The organism is Deinococcus aerius (assembly GCF_002897375.1).
GTDB classification, from domain to species: domain Bacteria; phylum Deinococcota; class Deinococci; order Deinococcales; family Deinococcaceae; genus Deinococcus; species Deinococcus aerius.
This window is the reverse complement of sequence record NZ_BFAG01000015.1, coordinates 14555-40000: the sequence shown is the minus strand read 5'-3', so window position 1 is coordinate 40000 and position 25446 is coordinate 14555. Positions and strand designations below refer to the sequence as shown.

The 25446-nt window shown below is 71.0% G+C and carries 26 protein-coding genes (1 of these 26 running past the window's edge); 15 read left to right on the top strand and 11 right to left on the bottom strand.

Annotation, left to right across the window (positions count from 1 at the left end; all coding sequences use genetic code 11):
• The 3 genes in view from DAERI_RS18060 to pxpA are tightly spaced (each overlapping or abutting the next) and all read left to right on the top strand, a layout consistent with a single transcriptional unit that may run on beyond the window.
• Positions 1 to 609 carry the 3' portion of a 5-oxoprolinase subunit B family protein gene (locus DAERI_RS18060; protein ID WP_103130842.1) on the top strand. It extends 9 nt beyond the left edge of the window, so only the last 609 of its 618 coding nucleotides appear in the window; the start codon falls outside the window, past its left edge; its stop codon occupies positions 607 to 609.
• Positions 606 to 1547 carry a 5-oxoprolinase subunit C family protein gene (locus DAERI_RS18055; protein WP_235610453.1) on the top strand — a complete coding sequence of 314 codons (942 nt, stop codon included), beginning with the start codon at positions 606 to 608 and terminating at the stop codon, positions 1545 to 1547. Before DAERI_RS18060 ends, DAERI_RS18055 begins: the two co-directional genes overlap by 4 nt.
• Positions 1544 to 2299 (top strand): 5-oxoprolinase subunit PxpA, encoded by a 756-nt coding sequence (pxpA, locus tag DAERI_RS18050; RefSeq protein ID WP_103130840.1) that lies wholly within the window; start codon positions 1544 to 1546, stop codon positions 2297 to 2299. Before DAERI_RS18055 ends, pxpA begins: the two co-directional genes overlap by 4 nt.
• A gap of 4 nt (positions 2300 to 2303) precedes the next feature.
• Here pxpA and DAERI_RS18045 read toward each other — a convergent pair whose 3' ends face one another.
• Together DAERI_RS18045 and DAERI_RS18040 are read right to left on the bottom strand one after the other, a co-directional pair.
• Positions 2304 to 4136 (bottom strand): S9 family peptidase, encoded by a 1833-nt coding sequence (locus tag DAERI_RS18045; RefSeq protein ID WP_103130839.1) that lies wholly within the window; start codon positions 4134 to 4136, stop codon positions 2304 to 2306.
• Between the two features lie 48 nt (positions 4137 to 4184).
• A complete protein-coding gene (locus DAERI_RS18040) occupies positions 4185 to 5315 on the bottom strand; it encodes a deoxyguanosinetriphosphate triphosphohydrolase (RefSeq protein WP_103130838.1) in 1131 nt (376 codons plus the stop codon).
• A gap of 92 nt (positions 5316 to 5407) precedes the next feature.
• Here DAERI_RS18040 and DAERI_RS18035 point away from each other — a divergent pair, with 92 nt between their 5' ends.
• The 7 genes from DAERI_RS18035 (at position 5408) to DAERI_RS18005 (ending at position 12542) form a co-directional block, all read left to right on the top strand.
• Positions 5408 to 5923 carry an NUDIX domain-containing protein gene (locus DAERI_RS18035; RefSeq protein WP_103130837.1) on the top strand — a complete coding sequence of 172 codons (516 nt, stop codon included), beginning with the start codon at positions 5408 to 5410 and terminating at the stop codon, positions 5921 to 5923.
• A complete protein-coding gene (gene ribF / locus DAERI_RS18030; RefSeq protein ID WP_103130836.1) occupies positions 5920 to 6831 on the top strand; it encodes a riboflavin biosynthesis protein RibF in 912 nt (303 codons plus the stop codon). The genes DAERI_RS18035 and ribF overlap by 4 nt, the downstream gene beginning before the upstream one ends.
• Positions 6832 to 7063: 232 nt before the next feature.
• Positions 7064 to 7903 carry a 1,4-dihydroxy-6-naphtoate synthase gene (locus DAERI_RS18025; RefSeq protein ID WP_103130835.1) on the top strand — a complete coding sequence of 280 codons (840 nt, stop codon included), beginning with the start codon at positions 7064 to 7066 and terminating at the stop codon, positions 7901 to 7903.
• A gap of 90 nt (positions 7904 to 7993) precedes the next feature.
• Entirely contained in the window at positions 7994 to 9271 is a 1278-nt protein-coding gene (locus DAERI_RS18020; RefSeq protein ID WP_103130834.1) for a PQQ-dependent sugar dehydrogenase, read from the top strand.
• Complete coding sequence (locus DAERI_RS18015; protein ID WP_103130833.1) at positions 9271 to 10692, top strand: superoxide dismutase family protein; 1422 nt, start codon at positions 9271 to 9273, stop codon at positions 10690 to 10692. Before DAERI_RS18020 ends, DAERI_RS18015 begins: the two co-directional genes overlap by 1 nt.
• 97 nt (positions 10693 to 10789) lie before the next feature.
• The gene (locus DAERI_RS18010) at positions 10790 to 11728 is read left to right on the top strand and encodes an ABC transporter ATP-binding protein (RefSeq protein WP_103130832.1); all 939 of its coding nucleotides are present in this window, start codon (positions 10790 to 10792) and stop codon (positions 11726 to 11728) included.
• Positions 11729 to 11768: 40 nt separating this feature from the next.
• The gene (locus tag DAERI_RS18005) at positions 11769 to 12542 is read left to right on the top strand and encodes a DUF2705 family protein (protein ID WP_103130831.1); all 774 of its coding nucleotides are present in this window, start codon (positions 11769 to 11771) and stop codon (positions 12540 to 12542) included.
• A gap of 67 nt (positions 12543 to 12609) precedes the next feature.
• On the opposite strand, the gene DAERI_RS18000 is transcribed toward DAERI_RS18005, so the two are convergent.
• Positions 12610 to 13086, bottom strand: coding sequence for a GreA/GreB family elongation factor (locus DAERI_RS18000; RefSeq protein WP_103130830.1), 477 nt, complete (start codon positions 13084 to 13086; stop codon positions 12610 to 12612).
• Positions 13087 to 13293: 207 nt separating this feature from the next.
• On the opposite strand from DAERI_RS18000, the gene DAERI_RS17995 reads away from it, so the two are divergent.
• Positions 13294 to 13944, top strand: coding sequence for a hypothetical protein (locus DAERI_RS17995; protein ID WP_103130829.1), 651 nt, complete (start codon positions 13294 to 13296; stop codon positions 13942 to 13944).
• Positions 13945 to 14001: 57 nt separating this feature from the next.
• Here the strand turns inward: DAERI_RS17995 and mglA are convergent, their stop codons facing one another.
• Both mglA and mglB read right to left on the bottom strand, forming a co-directional pair.
• Entirely contained in the window at positions 14002 to 14592 is a 591-nt protein-coding gene (mglA, locus tag DAERI_RS17990) for a GTPase MglA (RefSeq protein ID WP_103130828.1), read from the bottom strand.
• A gap of 24 nt (positions 14593 to 14616) precedes the next feature.
• Complete coding sequence (gene mglB / locus DAERI_RS17985) at positions 14617 to 15102, bottom strand: GTPase-activating protein MglB (protein WP_103130827.1); 486 nt, start codon at positions 15100 to 15102, stop codon at positions 14617 to 14619.
• 122 nt (positions 15103 to 15224) lie between these two features.
• Between mglB and DAERI_RS17980 the strand changes: the two genes are divergently transcribed.
• Complete coding sequence (locus DAERI_RS17980; protein ID WP_103130826.1) at positions 15225 to 17075, top strand: phosphodiester glycosidase family protein; 1851 nt, start codon at positions 15225 to 15227, stop codon at positions 17073 to 17075.
• Positions 17076 to 17313: 238 nt separating this feature from the next.
• Here DAERI_RS17980 and DAERI_RS17975 read toward each other — a convergent pair whose 3' ends face one another.
• The 6 genes from DAERI_RS17975 to DAERI_RS17955 form a co-directional block, all read right to left on the bottom strand.
• Positions 17314 to 17856, bottom strand: coding sequence for a 3'-5' exonuclease (locus DAERI_RS17975; protein WP_103130825.1), 543 nt, complete (start codon positions 17854 to 17856; stop codon positions 17314 to 17316).
• A 186-nt stretch (positions 17857 to 18042) separates the two neighbouring features.
• Positions 18043 to 18975: a UV DNA damage repair endonuclease UvsE gene (gene uvsE, locus DAERI_RS17970; protein WP_439952262.1), complete on the bottom strand. Its 933-nt coding sequence runs from the start codon at positions 18973 to 18975 to the stop codon at positions 18043 to 18045.
• Positions 18976 to 19010: 35 nt separating this feature from the next.
• Complete coding sequence (locus DAERI_RS22905) at positions 19011 to 19187, bottom strand: DUF2256 domain-containing protein (RefSeq protein WP_235610451.1); 177 nt, start codon at positions 19185 to 19187, stop codon at positions 19011 to 19013.
• On the bottom strand, positions 19180 to 19674 hold the full coding sequence (locus DAERI_RS17965; protein ID WP_103130823.1) for a gluconokinase: 495 nt from the start codon (positions 19672 to 19674) through the stop codon (positions 19180 to 19182). Before DAERI_RS17965 ends, DAERI_RS22905 begins: the two co-directional genes overlap by 8 nt.
• Positions 19675 to 19799: 125 nt before the next feature.
• Positions 19800 to 20192 carry an Imm1 family immunity protein gene (locus DAERI_RS17960; RefSeq protein WP_103130822.1) on the bottom strand — a complete coding sequence of 131 codons (393 nt, stop codon included), beginning with the start codon at positions 20190 to 20192 and terminating at the stop codon, positions 19800 to 19802.
• Positions 20193 to 20210: 18 nt separating this feature from the next.
• Entirely contained in the window at positions 20211 to 21299 is a 1089-nt protein-coding gene (locus tag DAERI_RS17955; RefSeq protein ID WP_103130821.1) for a 3-deoxy-7-phosphoheptulonate synthase, read from the bottom strand.
• 264 nt (positions 21300 to 21563) lie between these two features.
• Here DAERI_RS17955 and DAERI_RS17950 point away from each other — a divergent pair, with 264 nt between their 5' ends.
• From DAERI_RS17950 to DAERI_RS17940, 3 genes are all read left to right on the top strand, one after another.
• Positions 21564 to 22295 carry a hypothetical protein gene (locus tag DAERI_RS17950; RefSeq protein WP_103130820.1) on the top strand — a complete coding sequence of 244 codons (732 nt, stop codon included), beginning with the start codon at positions 21564 to 21566 and terminating at the stop codon, positions 22293 to 22295.
• Between the two features lie 221 nt (positions 22296 to 22516).
• The gene (gene mbhE / locus DAERI_RS17945; RefSeq protein ID WP_103130819.1) at positions 22517 to 24853 is read left to right on the top strand and encodes a hydrogen gas-evolving membrane-bound hydrogenase subunit E; all 2337 of its coding nucleotides are present in this window, start codon (positions 22517 to 22519) and stop codon (positions 24851 to 24853) included.
• On the top strand, positions 24850 to 25344 hold the full coding sequence (locus tag DAERI_RS17940) for a Na(+)/H(+) antiporter subunit B (protein WP_103130818.1): 495 nt from the start codon (positions 24850 to 24852) through the stop codon (positions 25342 to 25344). Before mbhE ends, DAERI_RS17940 begins: the two co-directional genes overlap by 4 nt.
• Positions 25345 to 25446 lie beyond the last annotated feature (102 nt).

Sequence of the window (25446 nt, the reverse complement as noted above, 5' to 3'; positions counted from 1 at the left end):
GTGACCATCGAGCGGCTGGGCGACGCGGCGCTCGTCGTGCGCTCGCCCCTCGCGCGCGAACTGCTCGCCGACCTGACCGCGCGGCCCCTGCCCGGCGTCCGGGAGGCGGTGCCCGCCCTGGACGTGCTGACCGTGCTGTACGACCCGCTGAGGGTGGACGCGGGAGGCCTGAGCGCGGCCCTCCGGGAACGGCTGGCGCGGCTCAGGCCCGGCGGGGAGGCGAATGCCCGAACCCACGTCCTGCCGGTGACCTTTGGCGGGCCGGACCTCGGATGGTGCGCCTGTCAGGCGGGGCTGAGCGTGAGCGACTTCGTGCGCGCCCTGTGCGGCACGCCCCTCACGGTCGCTTTTCTGGGCTTCACCCCCGGCTTCGCGTTTCTGGCGGGGCTGCCCGGGCGGCTGCGGATGCCCCGGCTGAGCGCGCCCCGGGAACGGGTGCCCGCCGGGAGCGTCGCGCTGGGGGGTCCCTGGGCCGGTGTCTACCCCCGGGAAACGCCGGGCGGCTGGCGCCTCGTCGGGCACACGGACGCCGTACTGTTCGACCCCTGGCGCCCCGAGCCGGTGCTGTGGCAGGCGGGCGACCGGGTTCGCTTCGAGGTCCGGGCATGATGGAGGTGAGGCGCCCCGGCCTCCAGACCACCGTGCAGGACACGGGCAGGCGGGTCCGGGCGCTGGGCGTGCCGGGCGGGGGCGCGGCGGACCCCCTGGCCCTGCGGCTGGCGAACGCGCTCGTCGGCAATCCCCCGGGCGCGGCGGCGCTGGAGGTCACGCTCGCCGGCCCGGCCCTGCGTTTCGGGGCCGACGCGCTCGTGGCCCTGTGCGGCGCCCCCTTCGAGGCCACGCTGGCCGGATCGCCCTTTCCCCCGTGGCGGGCGGTCCCGGTCCGGGCGGGGCAGACCCTGGACCTTGGGGGGGCGGCGCGGGGGGCGCGGGCTGTCCTCGCCGTGCGGGGCGGGCTGGAGGGGCAGGAGGCCTTCGGCAGCCGCTCGACCGACCTCAGGACGGGTTTCGGCGGGCTGGAGGGCCGGGCACTCCGCGCGGGGGACCGAATCGGGTGGTTCCCGCTGCCGCCCGCCAAGCCGCCGCGCGCCTTTGTCTCGCCGGAGCTGCGGACGCCGACCGGGCCGCACCACATCCTGCGCGTCCTCCCGACGGCGGAGGCCACACCGGACCTCCTCGCCGCGCTGACCGGGCGGCCCTTTACCGTGAGCGGGCAGGCCGACCGGATGGGGGCGCGGCTGGGCGAGGCGGTCCCCGCGCCCCACGACCCGAACCGGATCAGCCTGCCCAACGTGCCGGGAGGGGTGCAGCTTCCGCCGGACGGTCGGCCCATCCTGCTGCTCCCCGACGCGGGCACGCACGGCGGCTACCCCACCCCGCTCGCCCTGGCGAGCGTGGACCTGCCCCGGCTGGGCCAACTGCGCCCCGGCGACCGGGTGTGGCTGCGGGTGGTGAGCCCGGAGGAGGCGCGCGCGGCACTCTGGCATCGGGAGCGGGCGGTCCGGGGGGCGGAGCTGGCCCTGCGCTGGTGGTACAAGGAGACATGACTCACCCCACCACCATCGACCTCAACGCCGACCTCGGGGAGGGCAGCCCCCACGAGGCCCTCGTCATGCCCCACGTCACGAGCGCGAATATCGCCTGCGGGGGCCACGCGGGAGACGTGGGGACGATGCGGGACAGCCTGCGCCTGGCCGCAAAATACGGCGTGGCGGCGGGCGCCCACCCCGGTTTTCCCGACCGCGAGGGCTTCGGGCGCCGGGAGATGCACTTTCCGCCGGAGGAGGTCACCGCCTTCGTGCGCGAGCAGATCGAGGCGCTCAAGGCGGTGGCGGCCCGCGAGGGCGTGCGGCTGCATCACGTCAAACCCCACGGAATGCTCTACAACCAGGCGGTGAGGGACCGGACGCTGGCCCGCGCCGTTGCCCAGGCTGCCCGCGATTCGGGCCTCCCCCTGTACTTCGGCCTGGCGGGGGGGGCGTCCGTGATGCTGGGTGAGGCGGCGGCGCTGGGACTGGACGCCGTGGGCGAGGGCTTTGCCGACCGGGGCTATGCGCCCGACGGGTCGCTGTGGCCCCGCGGGCAGGCGGGCGCCCTGCTCCCCCACGATCAGGCCGTCGCCCAGGGGGTCCGCATCGCGCGGGAGGGGATCACGGTCGCCGTCACGGGGGAGCGGGTGAACATTCCTGCCCGGACCCTCTGCCTGCACGGGGACGGGGCGGAGGCGGCGGAACTCGCGCGGGACCTGCGGGCGGCGCTGGAGCGGGCAGGGGTGCGGGTGGCGGCGCCGGGGGTGTAGTCCCTCACAGCCGCCGGGCGAGGTAGTCGGCCAGCAGGCGGTAGCTGCGGGTCCTTCCGGCGATGTCGCCCGCCCCGTGGCCCTCGTCGCCGAACTCCACGTACTCGAAGTCGCGGCCCTCCTCGCGGCCATTCTGCAGCAGGGCGTCCCGGAAGCCCCGGGCCTGGTTCACTGGGCAGCGCGGGTCGTTGGCGCCGTGCATCATGAACATATGCGCCTTTAACTTCGCCGCGTGCGTGATCGGGCTGCGGTCGCGCCACAACTCGGCCTGCTCGACGGGGTCGCCCATCAGTGTGCGGAAGTAGTAGCCGAGTTGCGGCATCACGCGGCTGTTGTCCTCGTGAAGCCGGTGCAGGTCGGTGATCCCCACGATGGGCACGCTGACCTTGAACAGGCCCGGCTTTTTCACCGCCGCGAGGTACGAGAGATACCCGCCGTAACTGACGCCAAAGATGCCCACGCGCCCCGGGTCCACGAAGTCCAGCGTCTTCAGGTACTCGGCCCCGGCGGCCACGTCCTCCAGGTCGCGCCCGCCCCAGTCCATCAGGTTGGCGTCGCGCCACTCCACCCCGTACCCGGTCGAGCCGCGCACGTTGGGGCACAGCACCACGTACCCCCGGTCGGCGAGGAACTGGAGCTGCGCGTTGAAGGCGCGGAAGAACTGAGCGGTGGGGCCGCCGTGGACACAGACCAGCGCCGGGAAGCGTTGGCCCGGTGCGGTGGACCTGGGCCGGTACAGGATCGCGGGAACCCGCACACCGTCCGTGCTGGGGTAACGCACGTACTCGCCGGGCACGAAATCCGCCGGGTCCACCTCGCCGTACTCGGCGGGCAGCAGCACCTCGCAGGTGTCGGTGCCCAGGTCGTACAGCAGCACCTCCGGGCGGGTCGTGGTCGTCGTGTATTGGAAGAGCAACTTCGTGCCGCCCAGCGCGAACTCGGTGCCGTAGGCGAGGCCGGGTGGCAGGCTCAGCTCGCGGGCCTGTCCGGTTCCCGTGTCGTACAGAACGGGCGAGAGGGTGCTCTCCACGTTGCGGATCACGCTCAGCCAGCGGCCATCGGGGGAGAAGCGGCCCGGCTCCTCCTCGGTGACCCCGTCGGCGGGCGTGAGCCAGGTGACTTCGCCGCTCTCCAGGGTGAGGAGGCCGACCCGGCTGTGGCCGTCGGCGTCGCTGGTCACGGCCACACGCCGCCCATCGGGGTGCCAGTGGCCCACCTCGTCCCGGCTGCCCTCGCGCACGCGCCACACCCGGCGCAGCCCGCTCCCGTCCGCGTTCACCACGTAGCCGTCCACGTTCCGCAGGTCGGCGCTCTCGTTGGTGTTCAGCGTCAGTTGCATCCCGTCCGGGCTCCAGGCGACCGCCTGGGTCGCGTTGGGCTGCTGCGTGAGGGCCGTCCAGGCGGCCTCGCCCTCCCGCGTCAGGTCGTAGACGTGCACGTTCATCTGCCCGCCCCGCGTGCTGTTCACGAGCAGGCGCCGACCGTCCGGGTGGGCGCCCACCGCGTAGTCCATGCTCTCGGGGGAGTGGTGGAGGGGCCGCACCTCGCCCGACGCCAGCGTCACCTCAAAGAGGGCCTGCCGCTCGTCGCCGTCATGGTCGCGGCTGAAGAGGATGCGCGTGTCGTCGCGCGACCACACGAAGCCCGCGCGAATCCCCTTGGGTGCCTCCCCGTTCGTCACCTGGCGCCGCTCGCGGGCGTGGAGATTCAGGACGTACAGCTCGAAACGTCCGGTCCAGTCGGCGTAAAAGGCCACCTCCTCGCCGCTGTGCGAGACGGTCAGGGCCGCGACGGTCGGGAGGCCGGTCAGGGCCTCCAGCGGAATGCGTTCGGGCATAGGGCAGTGTAAGAGGTTGGAGGGCCGGGGCGCGGCTCAGATGCCCTTCTATCTCGGCCACCCCGGCGGCCCCGGTGGGGGGACGAGCGCCGCGTGCGTCTCGCTCGCGTAGCGGTCGGTCATCCCGGCGATGAAGTCGCAGGCGGCGCGGGGCAGGCCGTCCACCTCGGCGCGGGCGCGGACTCCCGGGGGCAGCAGGGTGGGCCGCGAGAGGAAGGCCGTGAAGAGGGTCGTCAGCAGCCGGGTCCCCTGCTCGACCTGCATCTCTACCCGCCAGTGGCGGTAGAGGTTGTCGCGCAGGAAGGCCCCCGTCTCCCGCAGCCGCTCGCGCATGGCGTCGCTGTAGGTGATCAGCCGCCCCGATTGCGCCCGCACCTCGGCGGCGGTCCCGATCCCGCTCGCCCGGATCGCCTCGTGGCTGGCCCGCGTCAGGTCGCCAATCAGCCACCCCAGCAGTTCGCGGTGCAGGGTGCGGCGGTCACGCTCGGTGAGGTGGGGGGAGGAGGTGGGCACGCGAGCGAGGAGTTCGCGCCACAAGGGCAACTCCTCAAGCTGGCCCGGCGTCAGCAGCCCGCTCCGCAACCCGTCGTCGAGGTCGTGGGCGGTGTAGGCCAATGCGTCAGCCGCGTCCACGAGTTGCGCCTCCAGGCTGGGCGGCCCCAGCCCCGCGCGGGCGTGCTTGTTCAGGCCGTCCAGCGTGTCGAGGGTCAGGTTCAGGCCGGGGAAGTCGGGGTAGCGGTCCTCCAGCCGGGTCACGATGCGCCGCGCCTGGGTGTTGTGGTCAAAACCCCCATGTTCCTCCATCAGCGCGTTCAGCACCCGCTCGCCCGCGTGGCCGAAGGGGGGGTGTCCGAGGTCGTGTGCCAGGGCGATGGTCTCGGCCAGCGTCTCGTTCAGGCCGAGGGTCAGGGCGACGGAGCGGGCGACCTGCTGGACCTCCAGCGTGTGGGTCAGCCGGGTGCGGTAGTGGTCGCCCTGGGTATTCAGGAACACCTGCGTCTTGTACTCCAGGCGCCGGAAGGCGGTCGTGTGCAGCACCCGGTCGCGGTCCTTCTGGAAGGCGGTGCGCGTCTCGCTCTCGGCCTCGGGATACTCCCGCCCGCGCGACTCCCGGCTCAGGGTGGCGTACGGCGCGAGCGTGGCGGCCTCGCGCGCCTCCAGGTCAGCGCGGGTGAACATGGCCGGATTGTGGCAGAGCTGGGGAGGCGGCGGGCAGAGAGCAAAGGCTTAACCTGCCCGCCGCCCCTCCCCCGCTGCTCTAGATTGCCCCCATGAGCGACGCCGCCACGGGCAACGGAACACAGGTGATCTACGACGGCCACATCGTGCGGCTGGAGCTGCTGGAGGGCAAGTGGGAGATCGTGCGGCACGCCGACGCCGTGGCGATCCTGGCGCTGAACGACTCGGGCGAGATGCTTCTCGTGCGCCAGCGGCGCCGGGCCATCGGGACGAGTACGGTGGAGGCCCCGGCGGGCCTGATTGACGCGGGGGAGACGCCCGAGCAGGCCGCCCGGCGCGAGCTTCAGGAGGAGGTGGGGCTGGACGGCGACATGACGCTGCTGACCCGCTTCTACTCCAGCCCCGGTTTCTGCGACGAGGAGCTGTACATCTTCGAGGCGAGAGGCCTGCGCGAGAGCAAATTGCCCCACGACGAGGACGAGGAGATCGAGGTCGTGTGGATACCTCCCCAGGCGGTGCTCGACGGGCTGCGCGACGGCACGCTGGTGGGCAGCGCGACCACCGTGGCGGCGGCCCTGTACGCCCTCCAGCGGGTCGCCGCGCGGTGAAAACCTACGTCTCCCCCACCCAGCGGCCCGACACCGAGACGGTGGTGGCGGTCGGGTCCTTCGACGGGGTGCATCTGGGGCACCAGGCCCTGCTCGCGCAGCTCAAGGCGAGGGGGCGGGAACACCGGGTGCCGACGGTGGTGTACACCTTCGACCCGCCCACCCGGGTGCTGACGCAGGGGGTGGAGTTCCTGTCCACCCTGCCCGAGAAACTCGACCTGCTCGCCCGCTACGGGATCGACGAGACGATCGCCGTCCCCTTCACCGCCGAGTTCGCCGCCCGGCCCAAGGAGGCGTTCCTGGACGACCTGCGCGCCCTGCATCCCCGGTCCATCGTGGTGGGCGAGGACTTCCACTTCGGGCGGGGGCGGGCGGGGGGCCTCCCCGACCTGCGCGGGGTGACGCGCGAGGTCGTGGCGCTCCCCATGCACCAGCTCGGCGGCGAGGACATCAAGAGCACCCGCATCCGCGAGTACCTCAAGGTCGGGGACGTGGAGGGCGCCGCCCGGCTGCTGGGCCGCCACTACGACGCGCAGGGCGTGGTCGTGCCGGGGGACCGTCTGGGCCGCACCCTGGGCTGGCCCACCGCCAACATCCGGGTGCCCGAGGGCAAGGCGCTCCCGCTGGGCGTGTTCGCGGTCGTCGCCATCACCGAGCGGGGGCCGGGCAACCCGCAGCGCCATCACGGCATGGCGAACGTGGGCTTTCGCCCCACCGTGAACGGCAGGGAGCGCCGCTTCGAGGTCCACCTCTTCGACTTTGAGGGTGATCTCTACGGCGAGGAGGTGCAGGTCAAGTTCTTCACGCACCTGCGCGGGGAGCAGAAGTTCAGCGGTCTGGACGAGCTGAAGGCGCAGATCGGGCGGGACGCCCAGGCGGCGCGGGAGGCGTTGAGGGACGTGCGGTAGGAGGGGTGGGGGAACACTCCCGCGGCGATGGCGGGGTTCTCGCCGCGCCCGGCCCTCACACTGGCCCGCGCAGCCGCAGGTAACGCCGCCAATGATGACGAGGGCACTCAGCACGCAGTAGAGGAAGGCGCGTCCGCTCACCCCCCCAACGTACCCGCCGCGCGGTGGGCTGGGGAACACCCGGGGCGTCCCCGTGACGCTTGCCCCCGGCGGTCAGGCGTACCCTGCCCCCATGACCACCTTGACCTCCCCCCTCGACCTGGGCTACTCCTTCTGCCCGAACGACACCTTCATCTTCTACGCGCTCCACGCCGGGCGGGTCGCCTCGCCGCTCCCCGTGCGCGAGGTGCTGGAGGATGTACAGACGCTCAACGAGTGGGCGCGGGTGGGCAGGCTGCCGATCACCAAGATCAGCTACCGGGCCTACTTCGACGTGATGGAGCAGTACGTGGCGCTGCGCTCGGGCGGGGCGCTTGGGCGCGGGGTGGGGCCACTCGTCGTCGCGCGGGAGGAACTGGGTGACCTGAACGGGCGGCTGGTGGCCTCGCCCGGAGCGCAGACCACCGCCGAACTGCTGCTGCGCCTCGCCTACCCGGGCGTGCGCCTGACCCACCTGCGTTACGACGAGGTGATGCCCGCCGCCCTGCGGGGCGAGGTGGACGCCGGGCTGATCATCCACGAGTCGCGCTTCACGTACCCGCAACACGGGCTGGTCAAGTTGCTCGACCTGGGCGCGTGGTGGGAAGGCGAGACGGGGCTGCCCCTGCCGCTCGGCGCGATCCTGGTGCGGCGGGACCTTCCACTCGACATCCAGCGCGGCCTGAACGCGGCGGTCCGGGCCAGCCTGGAATACGCCTACAAGCACCCTGCCGAGCCGATGGACTACATCCGCCAGCACGCCCTGGAGATGAGCGACGACGTGATGCGCGCTCACATCGACCTGTACGTGAACGATTTCAGCCTGGACGTGGGCGGGGAGGGGATGCTGGCCGTGCGCGAGTTGCACCGCCGGGCGGTGGGGGTGGGGGCGGTGCCGCCGTCGGACCTCCCGCTGTTCGTGGACCTGGCTTGAGAAAAGCCTGAGCTACGCTTCAGAACGTGAGCGAGGCCGAGTTCGGGATTTCGTGGGGCGTGTGATTCTCCGGGGTGGAGGACAATCCCCATGCGTAAACTGCTGCTCGCCGCCCTGACGGCAGCCCTGGCCGGTGCCGGGCTCACCCTGGCACAGACCTCGGTGCCGCTGACCGGGCCGTTCCCGGGGCCGAACACCCCGCCCACCCCCCGACCGCTCCCCGCCCCCGAACCGCCCGCCACCGTCACCGCGACGCGCAACGAGCCGGTGGCCCTGGGGTTCACGCCCGACAAGCTCGCCCGGCTGAAGGTCCCGGCGGGGTTCTCGATCACGGTGATGGCCTCCGAGCTGGGCAACGCCCGGATGCTGTACGTGATGCCCGACGGCGGCGTGTACCTCTCGCGGCGCGGGCAGAACGACATCTGGTACATGAAGGATGTCAACCAGGACGGGCGCTTCGACGCCGGGGAGCGGCGGCAGGTCGCCTCCAACCTCCCCCTCGTCCACGGGATGGACGTGAAGGGCGGCAAGCTGTACGCGGTCGGCGAGAAGATGATCTGGGTGATGGACATGGCGGGGGACGGCACGCTGGGCACGCCGCGCGTGTTCGCCGAGGGCTTTCCCGACGCCGGGCAGCACCCCGCCCGCAACCTGAAGTGGGGGCCGGACGGCTACCTGTACGCGAGTTTCGGCGCCACCAACAACGACACGCCCACCCAGAACCCCGAGGAGGCGACCATCCTGCGGATTCGCCCCGACGGCAAGTGGCGCGAGGTGTACGCCCGCGGCCTGCGCCACACTGTCGGCTTCGGCTGGCACCCGGTCACCGGAGTCATGTACGGGGCCGACCAGGGCGCCGACTGGCACGGCGACAACATCCCGCCCGAGGAGCTGAACGTGATCGTGCGCGGGCGGGCCTACGGCTGGCCCTTCTGCTACGGGGACAAGCAGCCCGACCCCTACACGAACTCCAGCCAGATTCCCAACCTGACCACCAAGCAGGAGTACTGCGCCCGCACCGAGGGCAGCGTGCTGAACTACACCGCCCACGCGGCGGCCATCGGCCTGGCCTTTTATACCGCCAACCAGTTCCCCGCCGAGTACCGCAACGACGCCTTCATCGCGTACCGCGGCTCGTGGAACCGCAGTGAACCCAGCGGCTACGAGATCGCCCGCGTGAACTTCGACGCGAACCACAAGCCGACCGAGATCACGCCCTTCGTGACGGGCTTCGTGTTCCAGGAAAACGGGCAGTGGAAGCAGTTCGGGCGTGTGGCGGGCGTGGCCGTGTACACCGACGGCAGCCTGCTGTTCACCGACGACCAGAGCGGCGTGATCTACCGCGTGCGCTACACGGGGGGCCAGTGATGAAGAAGGTGTTGCTCCTTGGGACGCTCGCCCTGGCCGGGACGGTGGGAGGACACGTGCTGGCCGGAGGCATGGAGGCCATGACTGCCCCCGCCAGCACGCCCCTGACGGCCACCGCCGCCCTGCGCGACGAGGCGGGGCAGGTCCTCGGCACCGCGACCTTCCGCCAGATGGACATGGGCGTGCAGGTGACGGTGGAGGCCCGGGGCCTGACCCCGGGACAGCACGGGATGCACGTCCACGAGTACGGGCGCTGCGCTCCCGGCGTGGACCCGGCGACGAATACGGTCGTGCCCTTCGGTGCGGCGGGCGGGCACTTCGACCCCGGCATGAGCAAGAACCACGACGACCCGCAGGCGCCGAACAAGTACGGCCACGGCGGCGACGCACCCATGCTGACCGTCGGGGCGGACGGGGTGGGCCGCGCAACCTTCATGTCCCAGAAGTTCAGCCTGACGGGCATGAACGGCGTGCTGAATCGCTCGCTCGTCATCCATGCCAACCCGGACGACTACAAGACCGACCCGGCGGGCAAGTCGGGCACCCGCGTGCAGTGCGGCGTGATCCGGCGCGACAACTTCAGCGTGCGGGACTACTCCCTCCCCGACCACCTGGCCTATCCCGAGGGCGTGGCGTATGACGCTCAGCGGGGCATCCTCTACACCGGCAGCGCCACGAACGGGACGGTCTACGCGATCAACGCCACGACCGGAGCTGTCAGCAAGTTCAGCGAAGGTGGGGCGCTGGGCCGCCGCGTCGCGCTGGGGATGAAGGTGGACGGGCAGGGCCGGGTGTGGATCGCGGGCGGGCAGCAGGGCACCGTCTCCATCCTGAACCCGAACGGCATGATCCTGAGGGTGCTCGAAACGCCCATGAGCCCCATGCCGTACCTCAACGACCTGACGCCCGCCCCGGACGGCAATGTGTACGTGACCGACAGCCGCCGCCCGGTGATCTTCCGGGTGGACCGGAACCTGAACCTGACGGCGTGGCTGGACCTGGGCAAAACACCCATCAGGTACGGCCCCGGCGTGAACCTCAACGGCATCGTGGCGACGCCGGATGGCCGCTTCCTGCTGGCGATGCAGACGAACACCGGCGAGCTGTGGCGCATCGACCTGCGGACGAGGGCCGTGAAGCGGGTCATGGGCGGCCTGATGAACGGCGACGGCCTGCTGCTCGACGGGTATACGCTGTATGTCGCCCGCAACAAGGATCAGATGATCAGCAAGGTGGTTCTTGCCCTCGATTACGGCGGCGGCACCTTGATGATGGAAGAACCCCTGACCGGCCTGCGCTTCCCCGCGACCCTCACCAAGATCGGCGGTGACCTCGTGGTGACGCAGCCCCAGCTCGACCGTTTGCAGGGCGGGATGGCGCCCGAGGTGCCCTTCCGGCTGACGCGCTTCAAGAAGTTCTGAACCCGGCAGGAGGCTTCCAGGGAGGAGGAGGGCAGCGCGCCCTTCTCCCCCCTCGTCTGTAAGAACGCGGTGAAGGGTACTCCTTCAGGCTGGGCGGGTGACCACGCCCGCTCCCCCCTCGGCCCCCGCCCTGACGGTGCGCGGCCTGCACAAGAAGTACGGGTCACAGCCCGTGCTGCACGACGTGAATCTCAGCGTGGAGCCCGGGGAAATCTACGCCCTGACCGGCCCCAACGGCGCGGGCAAGACCACCCTGATCCGCACCGTCACGGGCCTCGCCTTTCCCACCGAGGGGGAGGTGCGGCTGCTGGACCACGATGTCCACGAGGACGGCTCGCGGGCGCGGGCGTACCTGGGCGCGGTGGTGGAGGCCCCCGCCAAGTTCTACCCGCAGTTCACCGCCACGCAGAACCTCCAGCTTCACGCCAACCTCGCCGCGATGGTGCCGGGCGGGCGGAGGGTGAGCCGCGACCGCATCCGCGAGGTGCTCGCGCTGCTGGAACTCACCCGCATGGCGGATCGCCGGGTAGGCACCTTCTCGCTCGGGCAGCGGCAGCGGCTGGGGGTGGCGAGCGCGATCCTGGCCAATCCCCGCGTCCTGATCCTCGACGAGCCGACGAGCGGCATGGACGCGCTGGGCATCGGCCTGATCCACCGCATCGTGACCGACCTGGCCGCCCAGGGGTGCGCGGCGCTGCTCAGCACCCACCACCTGCGCGAGATCGCCACCTACGCGCACCGGGTCGGCATCCTGGCGGGCGGGCGGTTGGTGGACACGGTGGACCTGCGCGCCCGCCAGACGGCCTTCCGCTTCCGGGTGGACGACCCGCACACGGCGGCCCGGACCCTGGAGGGGCGGCCCTTCGTACGGCAGGTCAGCCCCCGCGCCCCCTTCGTCGTCGCCCACCTTACGGGCGAGGACGCCGTGCCCGCCGCCCTGACGGCCCTGACCACGCACGGAGTGCGCGTGTTCGAGGCCGGACCCGACCACTTCGACCTGTACGAGTACTACCGCGAGCGCGTGGAGCAAGCCTGATGGATACGTTTCCTCTTCGTCTTTCCTCTGGAGGAGCGCCGTGCTGACCCTCGCCGGACTGGAATTTCGCAAGCTGCTGGGGATGCGGAGCGCCCGCCTCGCCCTGCTGGTGTGCCTGCTGCTGCCCTTCGTGTGGCCGTTCGCCCCGCGCCTGACCGCCCTCCTCCAGGTCACGCTGACGAGTGGCTGGCAGCTTCCCGCCGTCAGCCTGGGCGTGCTCGTGCAGTTCCTGCTGCCCCTCTTCATCGCCGTGACCTGCGCGGAGATGATCGGCGCGGAGGTCAGCCAGGGCACCCTCGCGCCCCTGCTGCTGCGCCCGGTGGGCCGCACCCGCGTCATCACGGGCAAGCTGATCGTGGCCCTGCTCTACCCCGCCCTGCTCGTCACCGCGCTCGTGATCGGGTCGCTGCTCGCCGGGCTGGTGCTGGGCCTGGGCAGCTTCACGGGCGGCACCGGGCTGGGGCCGGGCTACTTCGCCGGTGTGGGGCCGCTGAGCGGCGGGGAGGCGTTCGTCCAGGTGCTGCGGGGCAGCGTCCTCGCCGCCGTCATGCTGATGCCGGTCGCGGCCCTCGCGCTGCTGTTCGGGGTGCTGTACCTCAACACCGCCGCCGCCGCGCTCGCCACACTCGCGGTCCTGAACATCCTGCGGCTGCTCGTGGTGTTCCCCGAGGGCGTTCAGCGGCTGCTGCTCACCAGCCACCTCGACCTGTACGCCCGGCAGGGGGACGTGCTTCAGGGCCTCATCCTGCTGCTGATCTACACGGCGGGGTTCGGGCTGATGGCGGTGTACGCGTTCGACCGACGGGATGTCTGAGGCGTAAAAAGTCAGCGGAGGCATTGGCCTCCGCTTTTTGCTTCCGCCGCACTTTTCCTGCTCGTCCTCAGCCGACGCTTTTCACGGTGTAGCGGGCCTGTCGGGAACCCAGGTCCACCTCGAAGGTCTCCCCCACCCCGCGCCCCAGCAATGCCTGGCCGACCGGGCTGTCCTCGCTGACCTGGGTGGCGCCCTCCGCGAGCGCATCCACCTCGACGGCGCTCACGAGGCGAACCTGGAGGTCGCGGTCATGCTCCTCGTCGTGCAGGGTCACCAGGGAGCCCAGGGCCACCCTTCCGGCCTGCTCGGGCGCCGCCTCCACGATCACCGCGCGGGCCAGCACGTCCTCCAGCTCCAGGATGCGGGCCTCCATGCTGGGGAGGTCGATCTGGGCCGTCTCCAGGTTGCGGTCCTCCAGGTCCATCGCCTCGTCGCGGGTGGCGGCGATCTGGGCGATGGCGTCCTCGCGCCGCTGCCGTTCCTTGTCCAGCGTCTCCTGAAGGCGCTGGTAGCCCTCCGCCGTCATCTGCACTTCCTCTGCCATGGGCTCCTCCTGAGTGCGGGGGACGCTTCCCCCGTCAGGCCCCCCACTGTAGGGAGCGAAACCCGCGGGGCGGTGACAGGCACCTTAAGGACAGATGCGCCAACGTCCGTTTCCCAATTCCTCACCGTGGGGGTGAGGACCCTACGCTGTAATTCGGGGCAAACGGCCACGCTCGGCAGACAGGGAGCGGGTCCCAGGAGGAGCACCATGACCGACCCCACAGGCAAAGACCCCACCACGGACATCGACCCCGAGCTGAACACCCCCCTGGAGGAAGACCGGACGGCCACCGGGGAAGACCTGGAACGGGACGACCGGGAGCCCAGCGACGCCGAACTTCACCCTGTCGGCGGCGAGAGCGTGACGGGCGCGGGGACGATGGACTACACGCTGCCCGGCGACGGCAACCCGGCCAACCAGGACGCCCAGTCCAATGCCGACCTCATCCGCGACGTGGCCGAGACGGAGGCCGACTTCCCGGTGTCCGGGGACGTGACGGGCGGGCGGCAGGCCAGCGGCGGGAACGACGCGCTGGCGGGCGCGGGCATGACCTTTGATGACGGCATCGACCCCTCCATCCGCTCCGAGATGCTCGACAACGCGGTGGCCTACGGCGACGACTTCGTGCCCAACAACGTGAACGACGAGCCCAGCTTCGACGACGGCACGCCGGGCAGTTTCTCGGACTTCAGCGTGATCACCCCCGACAACCCGGAGGGCACCACCCGCCTGGCTGACCCCGGTATCGATGTGGGCGGCGAAATCAAGGGTCCCCGTGTGGGCGGCCTGGGCAGCGTTGACGGCGGCCCGCCCCGCACCCACCCGCTGCCGGGCACGGAGGAGGAGTCCGGCTCGTAAACGCGGGCAAAAACAGGAAGGCCCCGGAACTCTACCCCGGGGCCTCCTCTTATCCTGTTACTTGTTCTGCGACAGCCGGTCGAGCACCAGGCGGCTCACGCTCTTCAGCGTCTCGAACACGCCGCCGCCGTTGTGGGCGGTCGCCTCGAAGAGGGTGAGTTCGCGCTTGGGGTCGATCACGGCGCGGATCATCTCGGTGGGGAGCGCCCCCTCGATGTCGCGCTTGTTGACCTGGAGCACGATGGGCACGTCGCGCACGTCGATGCCGTGTTCGGCGAGGTTCTCGCGCAGGTTGCGCATGCTCTCGGCGTTGGCGCGCAGCCGGTTGGGGGCCGAGTCGGCGACGAAGACGATGCCGTCCACCCCGCGCAGGATCAGCTTGCGCGAGGCGTTGTAGAAGACCTGGCCGGGCACGGTGTACAGGTGAAAGCGGGTCTTGAAGCCCTGCACGGAGCCCAGGTCGAGCGGCAGGAAGTCGAAGAAGAGGGTGCGCTCGTCCTCGGTGGCGAGCGAGACCATCTCGCCGCGCAGGTGGCCAGGCACCTTGGAGAAGACGTGCTTGAGGTTGGTGGTCTTGCCGGACATGCCGGGGCCGTAGTACACGATCTTGCAGTTGATCTCGCGTGCGGCGAAGTTGATGGTGCTCATGTGCGTTCCTCCGTCGCCCGGCCCTCAGCCGAGCAGGTCGTCGAGCAGGGCGGTGGCGCCCTTGGAGAAGTCCTCGCTGAACTGCACGGGCGGCACGTCCTTGAGCCCTTCCAGGATCGCCGCGACCTGCGCAATCGTCTTCTTGGTGTGGACCTTCACGCGGCCCAGCGGCACGGTGATGTCGAAGATCAGCGTCAGCAGGGCCGAGTCGCCCACCGATTCCACGTACAGGGTGCCCTGCTCGCCCTGGTGGATCTGCTCGCTGAAGGTGCGCTCGCCCAGCATGTTCGCCAGGGCGGCGGTCGCGGCGGCGTTGGAGGCGACGAGGGTGGCGACGCTGTCGAGGGCCGGGGGGCGCGGCGCCCAGAGGGCTTCCTTGTGCGAGAGCACGAAGCCCTTGCGGTCCACCAGCAGGCAGTACCGGACGCCGGTGGCCGTCAGCAGCTCCTCCAGATGGTGGTCCACCCGGTCAAAGGCGTCACCGTAGAGGGCGAGGGAGGGTTCAATCATGTCCCCGGAAGTATAGGAGTGAGTTTCATACGCCAATCTGACAGGCGGGAAAGCCGGGCAGGCGCTCACCCGCCCCGCCCCGGCCACAGGGTAAACTCCCGCCCGTGACGTTCAGAAGGCTGATGTGGACGGCGGCGCTGGCGCTGGTGGCGGCGGCGGGCGCGCGTCCGGTGGCGATTGGGGGCGTGGTGCAGGCCTCGGCGGTGGAGTCGCGGATGCTGGGCGGCAGCGAGATGCTGGCGGTATGGACGCTGCCCCGAATCGGGGTCACCGTCCGCAACGATCCGGGGGACGTGCGGTTGCTGTACGGCGCCCGCGAGCTGCGCTTCTCGCCTGAGCGCGGCTGGCGCGCGGTGGGCTTCACTCTTCCGGCCACGCCGAAGCTGGCGGTGCCGCAACTCGTGGGTGGGAGCCTGTACGTCCCCCTCGCGGCGGTGCGGACCCTGGGCGTGACGGTGATCGCCGACGCCCCCGATCTCCTCGACTTCGCCGCCCCCAAGGTGGTGCCCACCGCGACGCTGCCCCCCTCACCCGACGAGGGGGCCACCGCGGCCGTTCCGGCTCCCCCGCCCCCCACGCCCGCCCCGGCCCGACCGACAACACCTCCCCCTCCTCCCGCACCGGTCATGCCCCCTGCCACGCCCCCCGCGACCTCGGCCCACCTGGACACTGTGCGCGTCAGCCGCACCCTGCACCGCACGGTGGAGGTGCAGCGTGTGGTGCTGGAACTCAGCGCGGCGGCCCCGCACCAGGTCGTGCGCGAGGCGGCGGGCCTGAGCATCCTGCTCCCCGGCGTGAGCGCGAGCGCCTCCGCTCAGACGCTGCCGAGCGGGGACACCCTGAGCATCGAGCCGGGCACCCAGCCCTCTCCCCAGACCACCGTGCGCCTGAAAACCGGGGGCGGCACGAGCGAAATCTTCACCCTGGACGACCCCTACCGGGTGGTGATCGACACGACCACGCACCTGGACACCCACGTTCCGCCCCCCATCGACCCCGAGGGGCTGCCCGAGGGGGTGACCTACCGGGTGCGGGGCACCCTGCACCTGCTGAGCTTCGACCCGGACCGGTTCCAGCCCCGGGTAGTCACCGCACCGCTGGGCGCCGCGCGGGACGTTGCCAGCCTGGTGAGGAGCGCGGGGGGCGTTGCCGGTGTGAACGGCGGGTACTTCGACACGGCGAGCAGCCTGCCGGTGGACCTCGTGGCGGTCGGCGGCCTGATGGTGGCACCCAGCCTGGAAAAGCGCGCCACGGTCGGCTTCACCGCGCAGGGAGGCGCCCTGTTCGGCTACCCCCGGCCCCGCTACGTCCTCAGCGGCCCCTTCGGCAGCGTCACCGTGAACACGGTCGGGTCGAAGGTGAGGCCGGACCTGCTGACCGCCTTCGTGGGGGATGGGCGCACTGCCGTCGGCGCGGACGGGCTGACCACGCTGCTCCTCACGCCCGGGGCGGGAACGGTGAGCCGGGTGGTCACGGGCCGCGCCGTGCCGCCCGCCGGGACGCTGGCCCTCACCTTCGATCCGGCCCGCTTTCCGGCGCTGCCGCGCGCGGCGGGGCAGCCGCTGCGCGCCGCGCTGAACTGGCAGGCGCAGGACGCCCCCTGGGAATCGGCGCAGGACGCCCTGAGCGCCGGGCCGCTGCTCGTGCAGGGTGGGCGGGTCGTCATCAACCCCACCCGCGAGGTCTTCGACACGGGCACCAACATCTGGCGCCCCACCCGGCAGGTCGCCTTCGGGGTGCTGGAGGGCCAGCCCACCATCGCCTACCTGGAGCAGGGCACGCCCGAGGCCTTCGCCGCCGCCCTGGCCGCCGCCGGGGTGCGCGACGCCGTGCGGCTGGACAGCGGCAGCAGCGCCACCGCCTACGTCGCGGGCGGGTACGCCGGGCTGGGCGGCTACCTGAATACCGTCTGGAGCCGCCCGGTGCCCAATGCCATTGTGTTTGTGCCCAAGGGCGTGGGCGCGCGGAAGTAAGACGATTCTCCCCTCCCCTTGCGGGAGAGGGCCCGGGTGAGGGGGCGTGTGACCGGCTCCACGACTGGCAAGATGCCTTCGCTTCTGGCCGCCCCGCAGGGCATTCGCGTTCACCCCCCTGCAAGCAGCTCTACGAGTCCCAGCCTCCCCCTTGAGGGGGAGGAGTTTTATCACTGAGGAACGCGCTTGTTTGCAAGCACTTGATGTTGTCCCCCAATGAGGAGGGGGCTTTACTCCCCTACACCCCCACCTTCAGCCGTTCCATCAGGCGGACGAAGGCTTCGGCGGTCACCTGGGCGTCGCCGAAGGAGCGGTGGCGCCCGCCCCGCGCGAAGGCGAGGTCGAGGCGCCCGGCGAGCACGTCGAGGTTGTGTGAGCGCTCGCGCGGAAAGGCGCGGCGCGAGAGCTGCATGGTGCAGTATTCGGCGGGTGGAGCCCAGACCAGGCCATGCCGCCGGGCCGCCTCGCGCATGAAGCGACTGTCGAAACTGATGTTGTGCGCCACGACGGGCGAGTCCCCCACGAAGTCGAGGAATTCCGGCAACACGTCGGCGAGGTGGGGAGCGCCCCGCACCATGTCGTCGCTGATGCCGTGGACGCGCTGGGCGTGCCAGGGAATCCGCAGCAGTTCGCCCCCGGCGCTCAGCGGCCTCACCAGGGTCTCGAAGCGTTCGGACTCGGCGACCCGCCCGTCCCGCACACGCAGCGCGCCGATCTCCACGATGGCGTCCCGCTCGGGCGACAGGCCGGTGGTCTCCAGGTCGAACACGACGACGTTCACACGGGCAGGGTAGCGCGGCGCGGAGAGGAGCGTGGGCGGAAGAGCGTGACCACAGCCTTCCCGCTTCACGGCGCGAGGTCGGGGTTGAGCGGACAGCGATGCTTGAAACCACGCCATTAGAGGCTCAGGTCCGGTTCGCATCCCCGAGGTTCGAAGACACACCTTATCCAGCGGAGACAGAGGGCTTTACTCCGGCTGCATCCCCACTTCCTCCACCAGCGTCCGGGCGTCCACACTCAAGGCCTGGGGCCGCGCGCCCGACGCCTCCAGGCGCATCAGCGCCGCGACGGCCTCCTCCTTGCCCTTGGCCTCGACCTCGATCCAGGGCACGTCGAAGTAGGCGCTGGGGAAGTCGGTGATCAGGTGGCTGTGGCGGCGGTCCTGCGGGCTGTCGATGCCGTTGGAGAGGTGGACGACCTGCCACTCCGGGGGGCGCCACGTCGCGCGGGCCCTGAGGACCCACTCGCGCACGCTGGGGTCCTCCTGGTCGGGCAACTTCTCGCGCACGACGTGGTGGTGGGCGTCGAACACGAGCGGCGCCCCCGTCGCCTCACACACGGGCAGCAGGTCCTGGGGACCGTAGGCGCGCTCGTCGTTCTCGAAGCCCAGCCGGAGGCGGACCGACTCGGGCAGGTCGGGGACGATGGCGGCGAGTTCGGCGGCGCGGCCTCCCTTGCCGCCGTGCAGCAGCAGCAGGTTCCAGGTGGAGCGCGGAAAGCCGAAGCGGTCAAGCGTGTCCGCGTGGGCGGCGAGGGTGCGGGCGCTGGAGGCGCGGACCTCGGGGCGCTCGGAATTCAGGACGATGAACTGCTCGGGGTGCATCAGCACGCGGATTCCGGCGTCCTCGAAGGCGTACCCCGCCTCCGTCATCTGCGGCGCGAGGTGGTCGAGCACCGCCCGCCCGGTATCGTCCCCCTCCAGGTCGAACATGGGGAAGAGGCTGGAACTCAGGCGGTAGAGCCGGATACCCCGCGCGGCGCAGAAGGCGGCGGCCCGCCGCACCCGCACGATGTTGTCCGAGTACAGGTCGAGCAGTTTGGCCTCCCGCTCCCCCGGCGGGAGCTTCTGGTAGTTCGTCAGGGTGATCGTGCGGAAGCGCACCTCCGGCCCGACCGTCATGCACACCAGGCCGTAGGCGGGGGATGGGGAGGAGGTCACGCCCTCCCCCGTTTCGCCACCGCCCGGCAGCGGTCGGAGCAGTAGCGCACGTTTTCCCAGTCGCGCTCCCACTTCTTGCGCCAGGTGAAGGGCAGGCCGCAGGTGGCGCACACTTTGGAGGGCCGCTCGCTGGGTTTGCGGCCTCCACCGAACGTCTTGCGCGCCTCAGGCATGGGCCACTCCCAGGGCGGAGAGGGCGCGGCGGGCGAGGCCAGCGGGCGTGTCGGCGGCGGTCACGTCGAGCGTCACCACGTCCGGCTCATCGGGGGCAGGAGGTTCGAGCGTGGCGAGTTGCGACGGCAGGAGGGCGGCTCCGGCATAGTGCCCGGTGCGGGCCGCGACACGCTCGCGCAGCAGCCCCTCGGGGACGTTCAGGAAGAGGAAATGCGTGCCTTCCGCCCGCAACGTGTTCCGGTAGACGCGCCGCAGGGCCGAGCAGGCGAGGACGGCGTCGGGCCTGGCCTCCAGCTCCGCGCGCAGCCGGGCGAGCCAGGGGGCACGGTCGGCGTCGGTGAGCGCCTGCCCATGAGTCATCTTCTCCCGCGCCTCACCGGAGTGAAAGTCGTCGCCGTCGAGAAACGGCCAGCCGGTCAGGGCCGCCACCTCCCGGCCCACCGTGCTCTTCCCGCTCGCCTCCACGCCCATCACGACCAGCCGCATGGAGAACAGTCTGCCGCAGGTATCTGCGCCGGAACGTGGGGAAACGTGAAGGTTGGGTGGGGATTGGGCGGCGAGCAGCACAAGGGGCCTCTCCCGGCGATGGAGGGCGGCAACACGGCGCCCAGCTATACAGCCTCCCAAGGAAGCCAACCCGGCTTTTCGCCCGTCTCGAAAAACTCTCTGACAGCCTTGATTGCATCCCCAGAGGGAACTGTTCGGTTGAAATCCACCTCGCTGTAGCTACCACCATAGAGAAACGGATGAGCAGGGTCTTCTTCCTGACCGTCAAGAACGTAGTCGAAAAGGGCGTTTCCTTGTTCCACAGGACCCCGCATGAACGCCACGAAGCTACGATCCCCCTCACCGACGGTAAGCAGCAATGAACAGTCGCCAGCGGTCAACACGAAGTCCATCTGAATCTGGGCCGCCCTGGCTTCTTCCATACTGCGCTCCAGCTCGCGCGTCAGTTCATGGAGGGTCAGGACGACCGCCCTATTCCTGTTCCCGTCCCAGCACACTTCTCTGGACGGCACGACTTACCCGCTCACGGTTTCCCGCCCCAACGCCGCGTGCGCCTCCAGCAGCAGCGCCTCCGTCTCGTCCCAGCCCACGCAGGCGTCGGTGACGCTGACACCGGGCACGAGTTGGGTCAGGTCGGCACCCAGGCTCTGCTTGCCGGGGCGGAGGTTGCTCTCCACCATCAGGCCCTTGATCGCCTTCTGCCCACGGGTGCGCTGGTGCAGCACGTCGCGCCACACCAGGCCCTGGCGTTGGTGGTCCGAGCCGCTGTTGGCATGCGAGCAGTCCACCATCACCGCGGGGTCCAGCCCCGCCGCGCGCATCAGCGACTCGGCCTCGGCGACGAACTGGGGGGCGTAGTTGGGGCCGTTCCGCCCGCCGCGCAGGATGACGTGCCCGTCGGGATTACCGCGTGTGTGGACGATGCACGCCTGGCCGTCGTCGTCCACCGTGAAAAAGGCGTGGGGGTGGCTGGCCGCCACGATGGCGTCCACCGCGAGCTTCAGGCCGCCGCCCGTGCCGTTCTTGAAGCCCATCGGGGCGCTGACGGCGCTCGCCATGACGCGGTGCGTCTGCGACTCGGTGGTGCGAGCGCCCAGGCAGGCCCAGGCCACCGCGTCGAAGAGGAACTGCGGCGCAAAGGGGTCGAGGAGTTCGGTGGCGACGGGCAGGCCGAGTTCGGAGACGCGGATCATCAGCTCGCGGGTGAGCGAGAGGCCCTTGTTGATGTCGTTTTCCCCCGTCATGTCGGGGTCCATCAGGTAGCCGCGCCAGCCCACCGTCGTGCGGGGTTTGTCCACGTAGACGCGCATGTGGACTTCGAGGCGGTCTTTGACTCTCTCCCGCAACTCGGCCAGGCGGCCCGCGTACTCGACGGCCTGGTCGAAATTGTGGATCGAACACGGCCCCACCACGACGAGCAGGCGGTCGTCGCGCCCATGCACGATGTCCTGGGCGGCTTTTCGCCCTGCCAGCACCGTGCGCTCGGCCTGCGGGGTCAGCGGGAGGCCCGCCTTGAGGGCACGGGGCGTGATCAGGGGCGTGAAGCCCGAGACGTTCAGGTTCTCGGTTCGTCCAGCCTGGATGATGGGATCGGGGTGGGTCATGGCGGGCTTCCTTTCGGATGAAGAAACCGCCTGGAGGTGGGCTTCCTCCGGGCGGCTCTCGGCTGGGATGGCAGCGCTGGCGTCAGGCCCGGGATGGACCGAACCAATAAAAAAACGCGGCGCTGAGGGACATGGGGGAAGTTTACGGCGGACGAAAGCGGAGGCGCCCAGCCCGTCTAGCCGGGCCTTCGGTCCGCCTTCACATCCCGGAAAATCGTGTTCCTGGCGGGAACTCGCAGGGTCCCAGGACCGTACTCTGAGGGGATGAAACGTTCCGTGACCCTCCTCCTGACCACCCTCGCGCTTGCCGCGGGAGCCGCCGACGCCGGACGGCGCAGCGGCGGGGGCTTCGGCGGCAGCCGCAGTTCCGGTGGGTTCAGCCTCCCGCGGGGCAGCGGCAGCACCTACCGTGCCCCGTCCGTCCCGCGATACACCCCGCCCCGCAACACTCCGTCCGGGAATACCTACACGGCCCCACGCTCGACCCCTCCCGCCACGCGCACGCCGAGTACCACGCAGCGCAGCACGACCAGCGGCGCGACGAGTGCGGCGAACCGGGCGGCGGCGGCCCGCATCACGCCGACCCAGCTCAACGGGTGGAAGAACGTGCGGCTGCCCGCGGGCGTGCCCCGCAGCGCGATCACCTACAGCGCCACGCCCAGCGGCCAGTACCGCTACCAGCTCTCGCCGGGCCGCTACTTCCCCTACCCGCAGAGCTACTACAAAAGCCGGGGCATCGGCTACGACATCCTGAAGTACGCCCTGATCTTCACCGCCGTGAGCAGCGTCGCGGACGCCCTGGACGGGCCGGACGTGGTCGTCAACAATGTCGGCACCGCGCCGGGCTACACCGGCAACGAGCTGAACGGCGTGACCTACGGCAACAATGGCGCCGTGGTCCAGCGCAATTCGGGACCCAACCTCTGGACCTATGTGGGCGTGGGCTTTCTGGCCGCCGCCGCCGGGTGGTTCCTGCTGGGGCGGCGCCGCCGCTAATTCTTTCTGGGCGCCGCCCGGGTCCACCTGCCGCGCTCTGCCCACCGTCGCTTAGACTGGCTTTCGGTCGGGGCGTCCTGCGCTGCCGGGGGACGCTGGGGCCGGAGGGGGACGGCCGCCGCCCACACTCTTTCGCATCCGCGGCGCCCCGCTGCTTGCCCGGCGCCGCGACCTGAGGTGACGATGGCGGGACAGACGCACTTCTCCCACCCGGGCGGGCCATGACGCTCGCCGTCTTTCTTCCCTTTCTGCTCGCCGCGCTCTGTGCTGGGCTGGGGCCGCGCCTGGGCCGCCGCACGGGGTACGTGGCCGCGCTCGCCTTCGTGCCCGCGCTGCTCCTGGCCGGGCCGCTCTCGGCCATGCCCGGCGCCGTGCCCGCGCTGGAGGTCACCCGCTGGGTCCCCACCCTGGACCTCGCCCTGGCCTTCCGGGGGGACGGCTTTTCGCTGCTGTTCGCGGTGCTGGTCGGCGTGATCGGCACGCTGGCGAGCCTGTACGCGGTCGCGTACCTCTCGGAGCGCGAACGCTTCGGGCGCTTCTATTCCTACCTCCTCCTCTTCGGCGGCTCGATGCTGGGGCTGGTCCTGAGTGACAACCTGATCGCCCTGTTCGGCTTCTGGGAGCTGACGAGCGTGACGAGCTTCCTCCTGATTGGGCTGTGGCACACCCGTTCGGCGGCGCGCGACGGGGCGGTCAAGGCCTTTCTGGTGAGTGCATTAGGTGGGTTGGGCCTGCTCGCCGCCGTGGCGATGATCGGCATTGCGGGGGGCAGCACCTCGCTCTCCGGGCTGAATCTGGAGGCCCTGCGCGCCTCTCCCCTCTTCACGCCCGCGCTGCTCCTCGTCCTGCTCGCGGCATTCACCAAGAGCGCCCAGCTCCCCTTCCACCTCTGGCTGCCGACGGCGATGGAGGCGCCCACCCCCGTCTCTGCCTTCCTGCACTCGGCGACGATGGTGAAGGCGGGGGTGGTCCTCGTCGCCAAGTTCGGGCTGCTGTTCGGGTCGAGCCCCCTGTGGGGCGGGATCATCGTGCCCGTGGGGCTCGCCACGCTGGTCTGGGGGGCGTGGATCGCGCTGCGGCAGACGGACCTCAAGGCGCTGCTCGCCTACTCCACGGTGTCGCAGCTCGGCCTGCTGATGAGCCTGTACGGGCTGGCGGACGCGGAGGGAAATTTCGCAGCCACGGCGCACCTGCTCAACCACGCGGCCTTCAAGGCGGCCCTCTTCTTCGTGGTGGGCATCATCGACCACGAGACGGGGACGCGGGAGATTCCTCTGCTGGGTGGGCTGAGAAAGGCCCTCCCCCTCACCTTCGCCGCCGCGCTCCTCGCTTCTCTCAGCATGGCGGGGGTGCCGCCGCTGGGAGGCTTCATCTCCAAGGAGCTGTTCTACGAGGCGATGCTGCACCAGGGGCCGGTGTTCATCGCGGTCGCCGTGCTGGGAAGTGCCCTGACCTTCGCGTACTCCTTCCGGCTGCTGCGGGTGTTCTGGGGGCCGCGGCGCCACCCGGCGGGAGTCCAGCCACATGAGGCCCCGCCCGGATTACTCTTGCCCGCTGGACTGCTGACGCTGGGTGCCCTCGCCTTCGGCCTGCTGCCCGGAAGTGTCGAGGCCCTGACGCGAACAGCGCAGAACGCGCTGGACTTCGCCACTTACACAAGCCATCTGAGCCTCTGGCACGGGGTCACGCCCGCGCTGCTCGCCACGCTCCTGACCTGGGGGCTGGGCGCGGTCTTGATCTGGCAGGCCGGGCGGGTGGCGATCCTGGGGCGGCGCCTCACCCCGCGGGTGAACGCGAACACGGTGTACTACGCGCTGACCGAGGGGGTGAACGTCCTGTCCAGCCGCCTGATCGCCCGCACCCAGGGGCTCGCGCTGCCCGACCAGCTCCGCCTCATGCTGGGGGCCGCCGCGCTGATCGCCGGGTACGCGGTGTGGCGGGCGCCGCAGGTCTTCCACCCCATCGGGACGCCGCCGCTCGCGCTGCTGCCGGTCGCGGCGCTGCTCGTCGCCGGGGCGGTCGGGGTGCTGCTCGCGCGCAGCCGCCTGACCGCGGTGGTCGTCACCGGGCTGACCGGCTTCGGGAGCGCCGCCGCCTTCCTGGGCCTGCGCGCGCCCGACCTCGCGCTGACGCAACTGCTCGTGGAGGCGGTGACGGTGATCCTCTACCTGCTCGCCTTCCGCTACCTGCCGCGCGGCGGCGACCTGCCCCGCGCCCGCTGGCGGCTGCGGCTGGACCTGCTGCTGGCGGCCTCGATGGGGCTGGGGGCCACCCTGCTCGTGCTGGCGGGCGTGCGCTTCCTGGCCCCGCCGATCTCGCCGTACTACCTGGAAAACAGCTATGAACTTGCCGGGGGCCGGAACGTGGTGAACGTCCTGCTGGTGGACTTCCGGGGCTTCGACACCCTGGGCGAGATCGTGGTGGTCGGCACCGTCGCGCTCGCGGTGCTGGCCCTGGTGCGGCTGGGCAAGGGGGGCCGCCCGCGACCGGAGGCCAGCGCCCCCCCACCCTCCCCGGAGACTCCGCCGGCTCCCCCCAGGATCAAGGAGGAAACATGAGCCGCGAGAACCCGACCCCCGCTCCCGGTGCCCGCCGCGGGCCGACCCCCCCACCGCTGACGGGCGACCCCATCCTGCGGACGGTGAGCCGCGCGGTCTTCGCCCTGGTGATCCTCTTCGCGCTGCTGCTGCTGTGGCGCGGGCACAACGCGCCGGGCGGGGGCTTCATCGCGGGGCTGATGACCGCCTGCGCGCTGATCCTGCACCGCATCGCCTACGGGCACTCGGCCCTGCGGCTCGACCCCGCCCGGCTGGTGCCCTGGGGGCTGGCGCTGTCCTTCCTGACCGGGCTGGTGCCGTACCTCCTGGGCAGGCCCTTTCTCAAGAGCGACTACGGCTACCTCACCACTGCGCTGACCGGCAAGTTCGAGTGGGCGAGCGCGCTGCTCTTCGACCTGGGCGTGTACCTCGTGGTGGTGGGCGCAAGCCTCGCCATCGCTTACGGGCTCGCCGAGGTGAACCCGCAGGAGCGGGTGGAGGACGACCAGTGAGGGGCGTTCTGGGTCAGCCCGGGGCGGAGGTGCCGTCCACCCCCCTCTGCTCCTCAGCTCTACAGGTCCTCCCCCTTGTGGAGGAGCCCGCGGGCAACCAGA

What these genes read in the sequence shown, in the direction of transcription:
- DAERI_RS22905 (WP_235610451.1), bottom strand. Translation starts at nt 19,187, where the DNA reads ATGCCTGAGGCGCGCAAGACGTTCGGTGGAGGCCGCAAACCCAGCGAG.
- DAERI_RS17995 (WP_103130829.1), top strand. Translation starts at nt 13,294, where the DNA reads ATGACCGACCCCACAGGCAAAGACCCCACCACGGACATCGACCCCGAG.
- DAERI_RS18015 (WP_103130833.1), top strand. Translation starts at nt 9,271, where the DNA reads ATGAAGAAGGTGTTGCTCCTTGGGACGCTCGCCCTGGCCGGGACGGTG.
- DAERI_RS18045 (WP_103130839.1), bottom strand. Translation starts at nt 4,136, where the DNA reads ATGCCCGAACGCATTCCGCTGGAGGCCCTGACCGGCCTCCCGACCGTC.
- DAERI_RS18035 (WP_103130837.1), top strand. Translation starts at nt 5,408, where the DNA reads ATGAGCGACGCCGCCACGGGCAACGGAACACAGGTGATCTACGACGGC.
- mbhE (WP_103130819.1), top strand. Translation starts at nt 22,517, where the DNA reads ATGACGCTCGCCGTCTTTCTTCCCTTTCTGCTCGCCGCGCTCTGTGCT.
- mglA (WP_103130828.1), bottom strand. Translation starts at nt 14,592, where the DNA reads ATGAGCACCATCAACTTCGCCGCACGCGAGATCAACTGCAAGATCGTG.
- mglB (WP_103130827.1), bottom strand. Translation starts at nt 15,102, where the DNA reads ATGATTGAACCCTCCCTCGCCCTCTACGGTGACGCCTTTGACCGGGTG.
- DAERI_RS17940 (WP_103130818.1), top strand. Translation starts at nt 24,850, where the DNA reads ATGAGCCGCGAGAACCCGACCCCCGCTCCCGGTGCCCGCCGCGGGCCG.
- DAERI_RS18055 (WP_235610453.1), top strand. Translation starts at nt 606, where the DNA reads ATGATGGAGGTGAGGCGCCCCGGCCTCCAGACCACCGTGCAGGACACG.
- pxpA (WP_103130840.1), top strand. Translation starts at nt 1,544, where the DNA reads ATGACTCACCCCACCACCATCGACCTCAACGCCGACCTCGGGGAGGGC.
- DAERI_RS17950 (WP_103130820.1), top strand. Translation starts at nt 21,564, where the DNA reads ATGAAACGTTCCGTGACCCTCCTCCTGACCACCCTCGCGCTTGCCGCG.
- DAERI_RS17980 (WP_103130826.1), top strand. Translation starts at nt 15,225, where the DNA reads ATGTGGACGGCGGCGCTGGCGCTGGTGGCGGCGGCGGGCGCGCGTCCG.
- DAERI_RS17965 (WP_103130823.1), bottom strand. Translation starts at nt 19,674, where the DNA reads ATGCGGCTGGTCGTGATGGGCGTGGAGGCGAGCGGGAAGAGCACGGTG.
- DAERI_RS18020 (WP_103130834.1), top strand. Translation starts at nt 7,994, where the DNA reads ATGCGTAAACTGCTGCTCGCCGCCCTGACGGCAGCCCTGGCCGGTGCC.
- DAERI_RS18040 (WP_103130838.1), bottom strand. Translation starts at nt 5,315, where the DNA reads ATGTTCACCCGCGCTGACCTGGAGGCGCGCGAGGCCGCCACGCTCGCG.
- DAERI_RS17955 (WP_103130821.1), bottom strand. Translation starts at nt 21,299, where the DNA reads ATGACCCACCCCGATCCCATCATCCAGGCTGGACGAACCGAGAACCTG.
- uvsE (WP_439952262.1), bottom strand. Translation starts at nt 18,975, where the DNA reads ATGACGGTCGGGCCGGAGGTGCGCTTCCGCACGATCACCCTGACGAAC.
- DAERI_RS18025 (WP_103130835.1), top strand. Translation starts at nt 7,064, where the DNA reads ATGACCACCTTGACCTCCCCCCTCGACCTGGGCTACTCCTTCTGCCCG.
- DAERI_RS18000 (WP_103130830.1), bottom strand. Translation starts at nt 13,086, where the DNA reads ATGGCAGAGGAAGTGCAGATGACGGCGGAGGGCTACCAGCGCCTTCAG.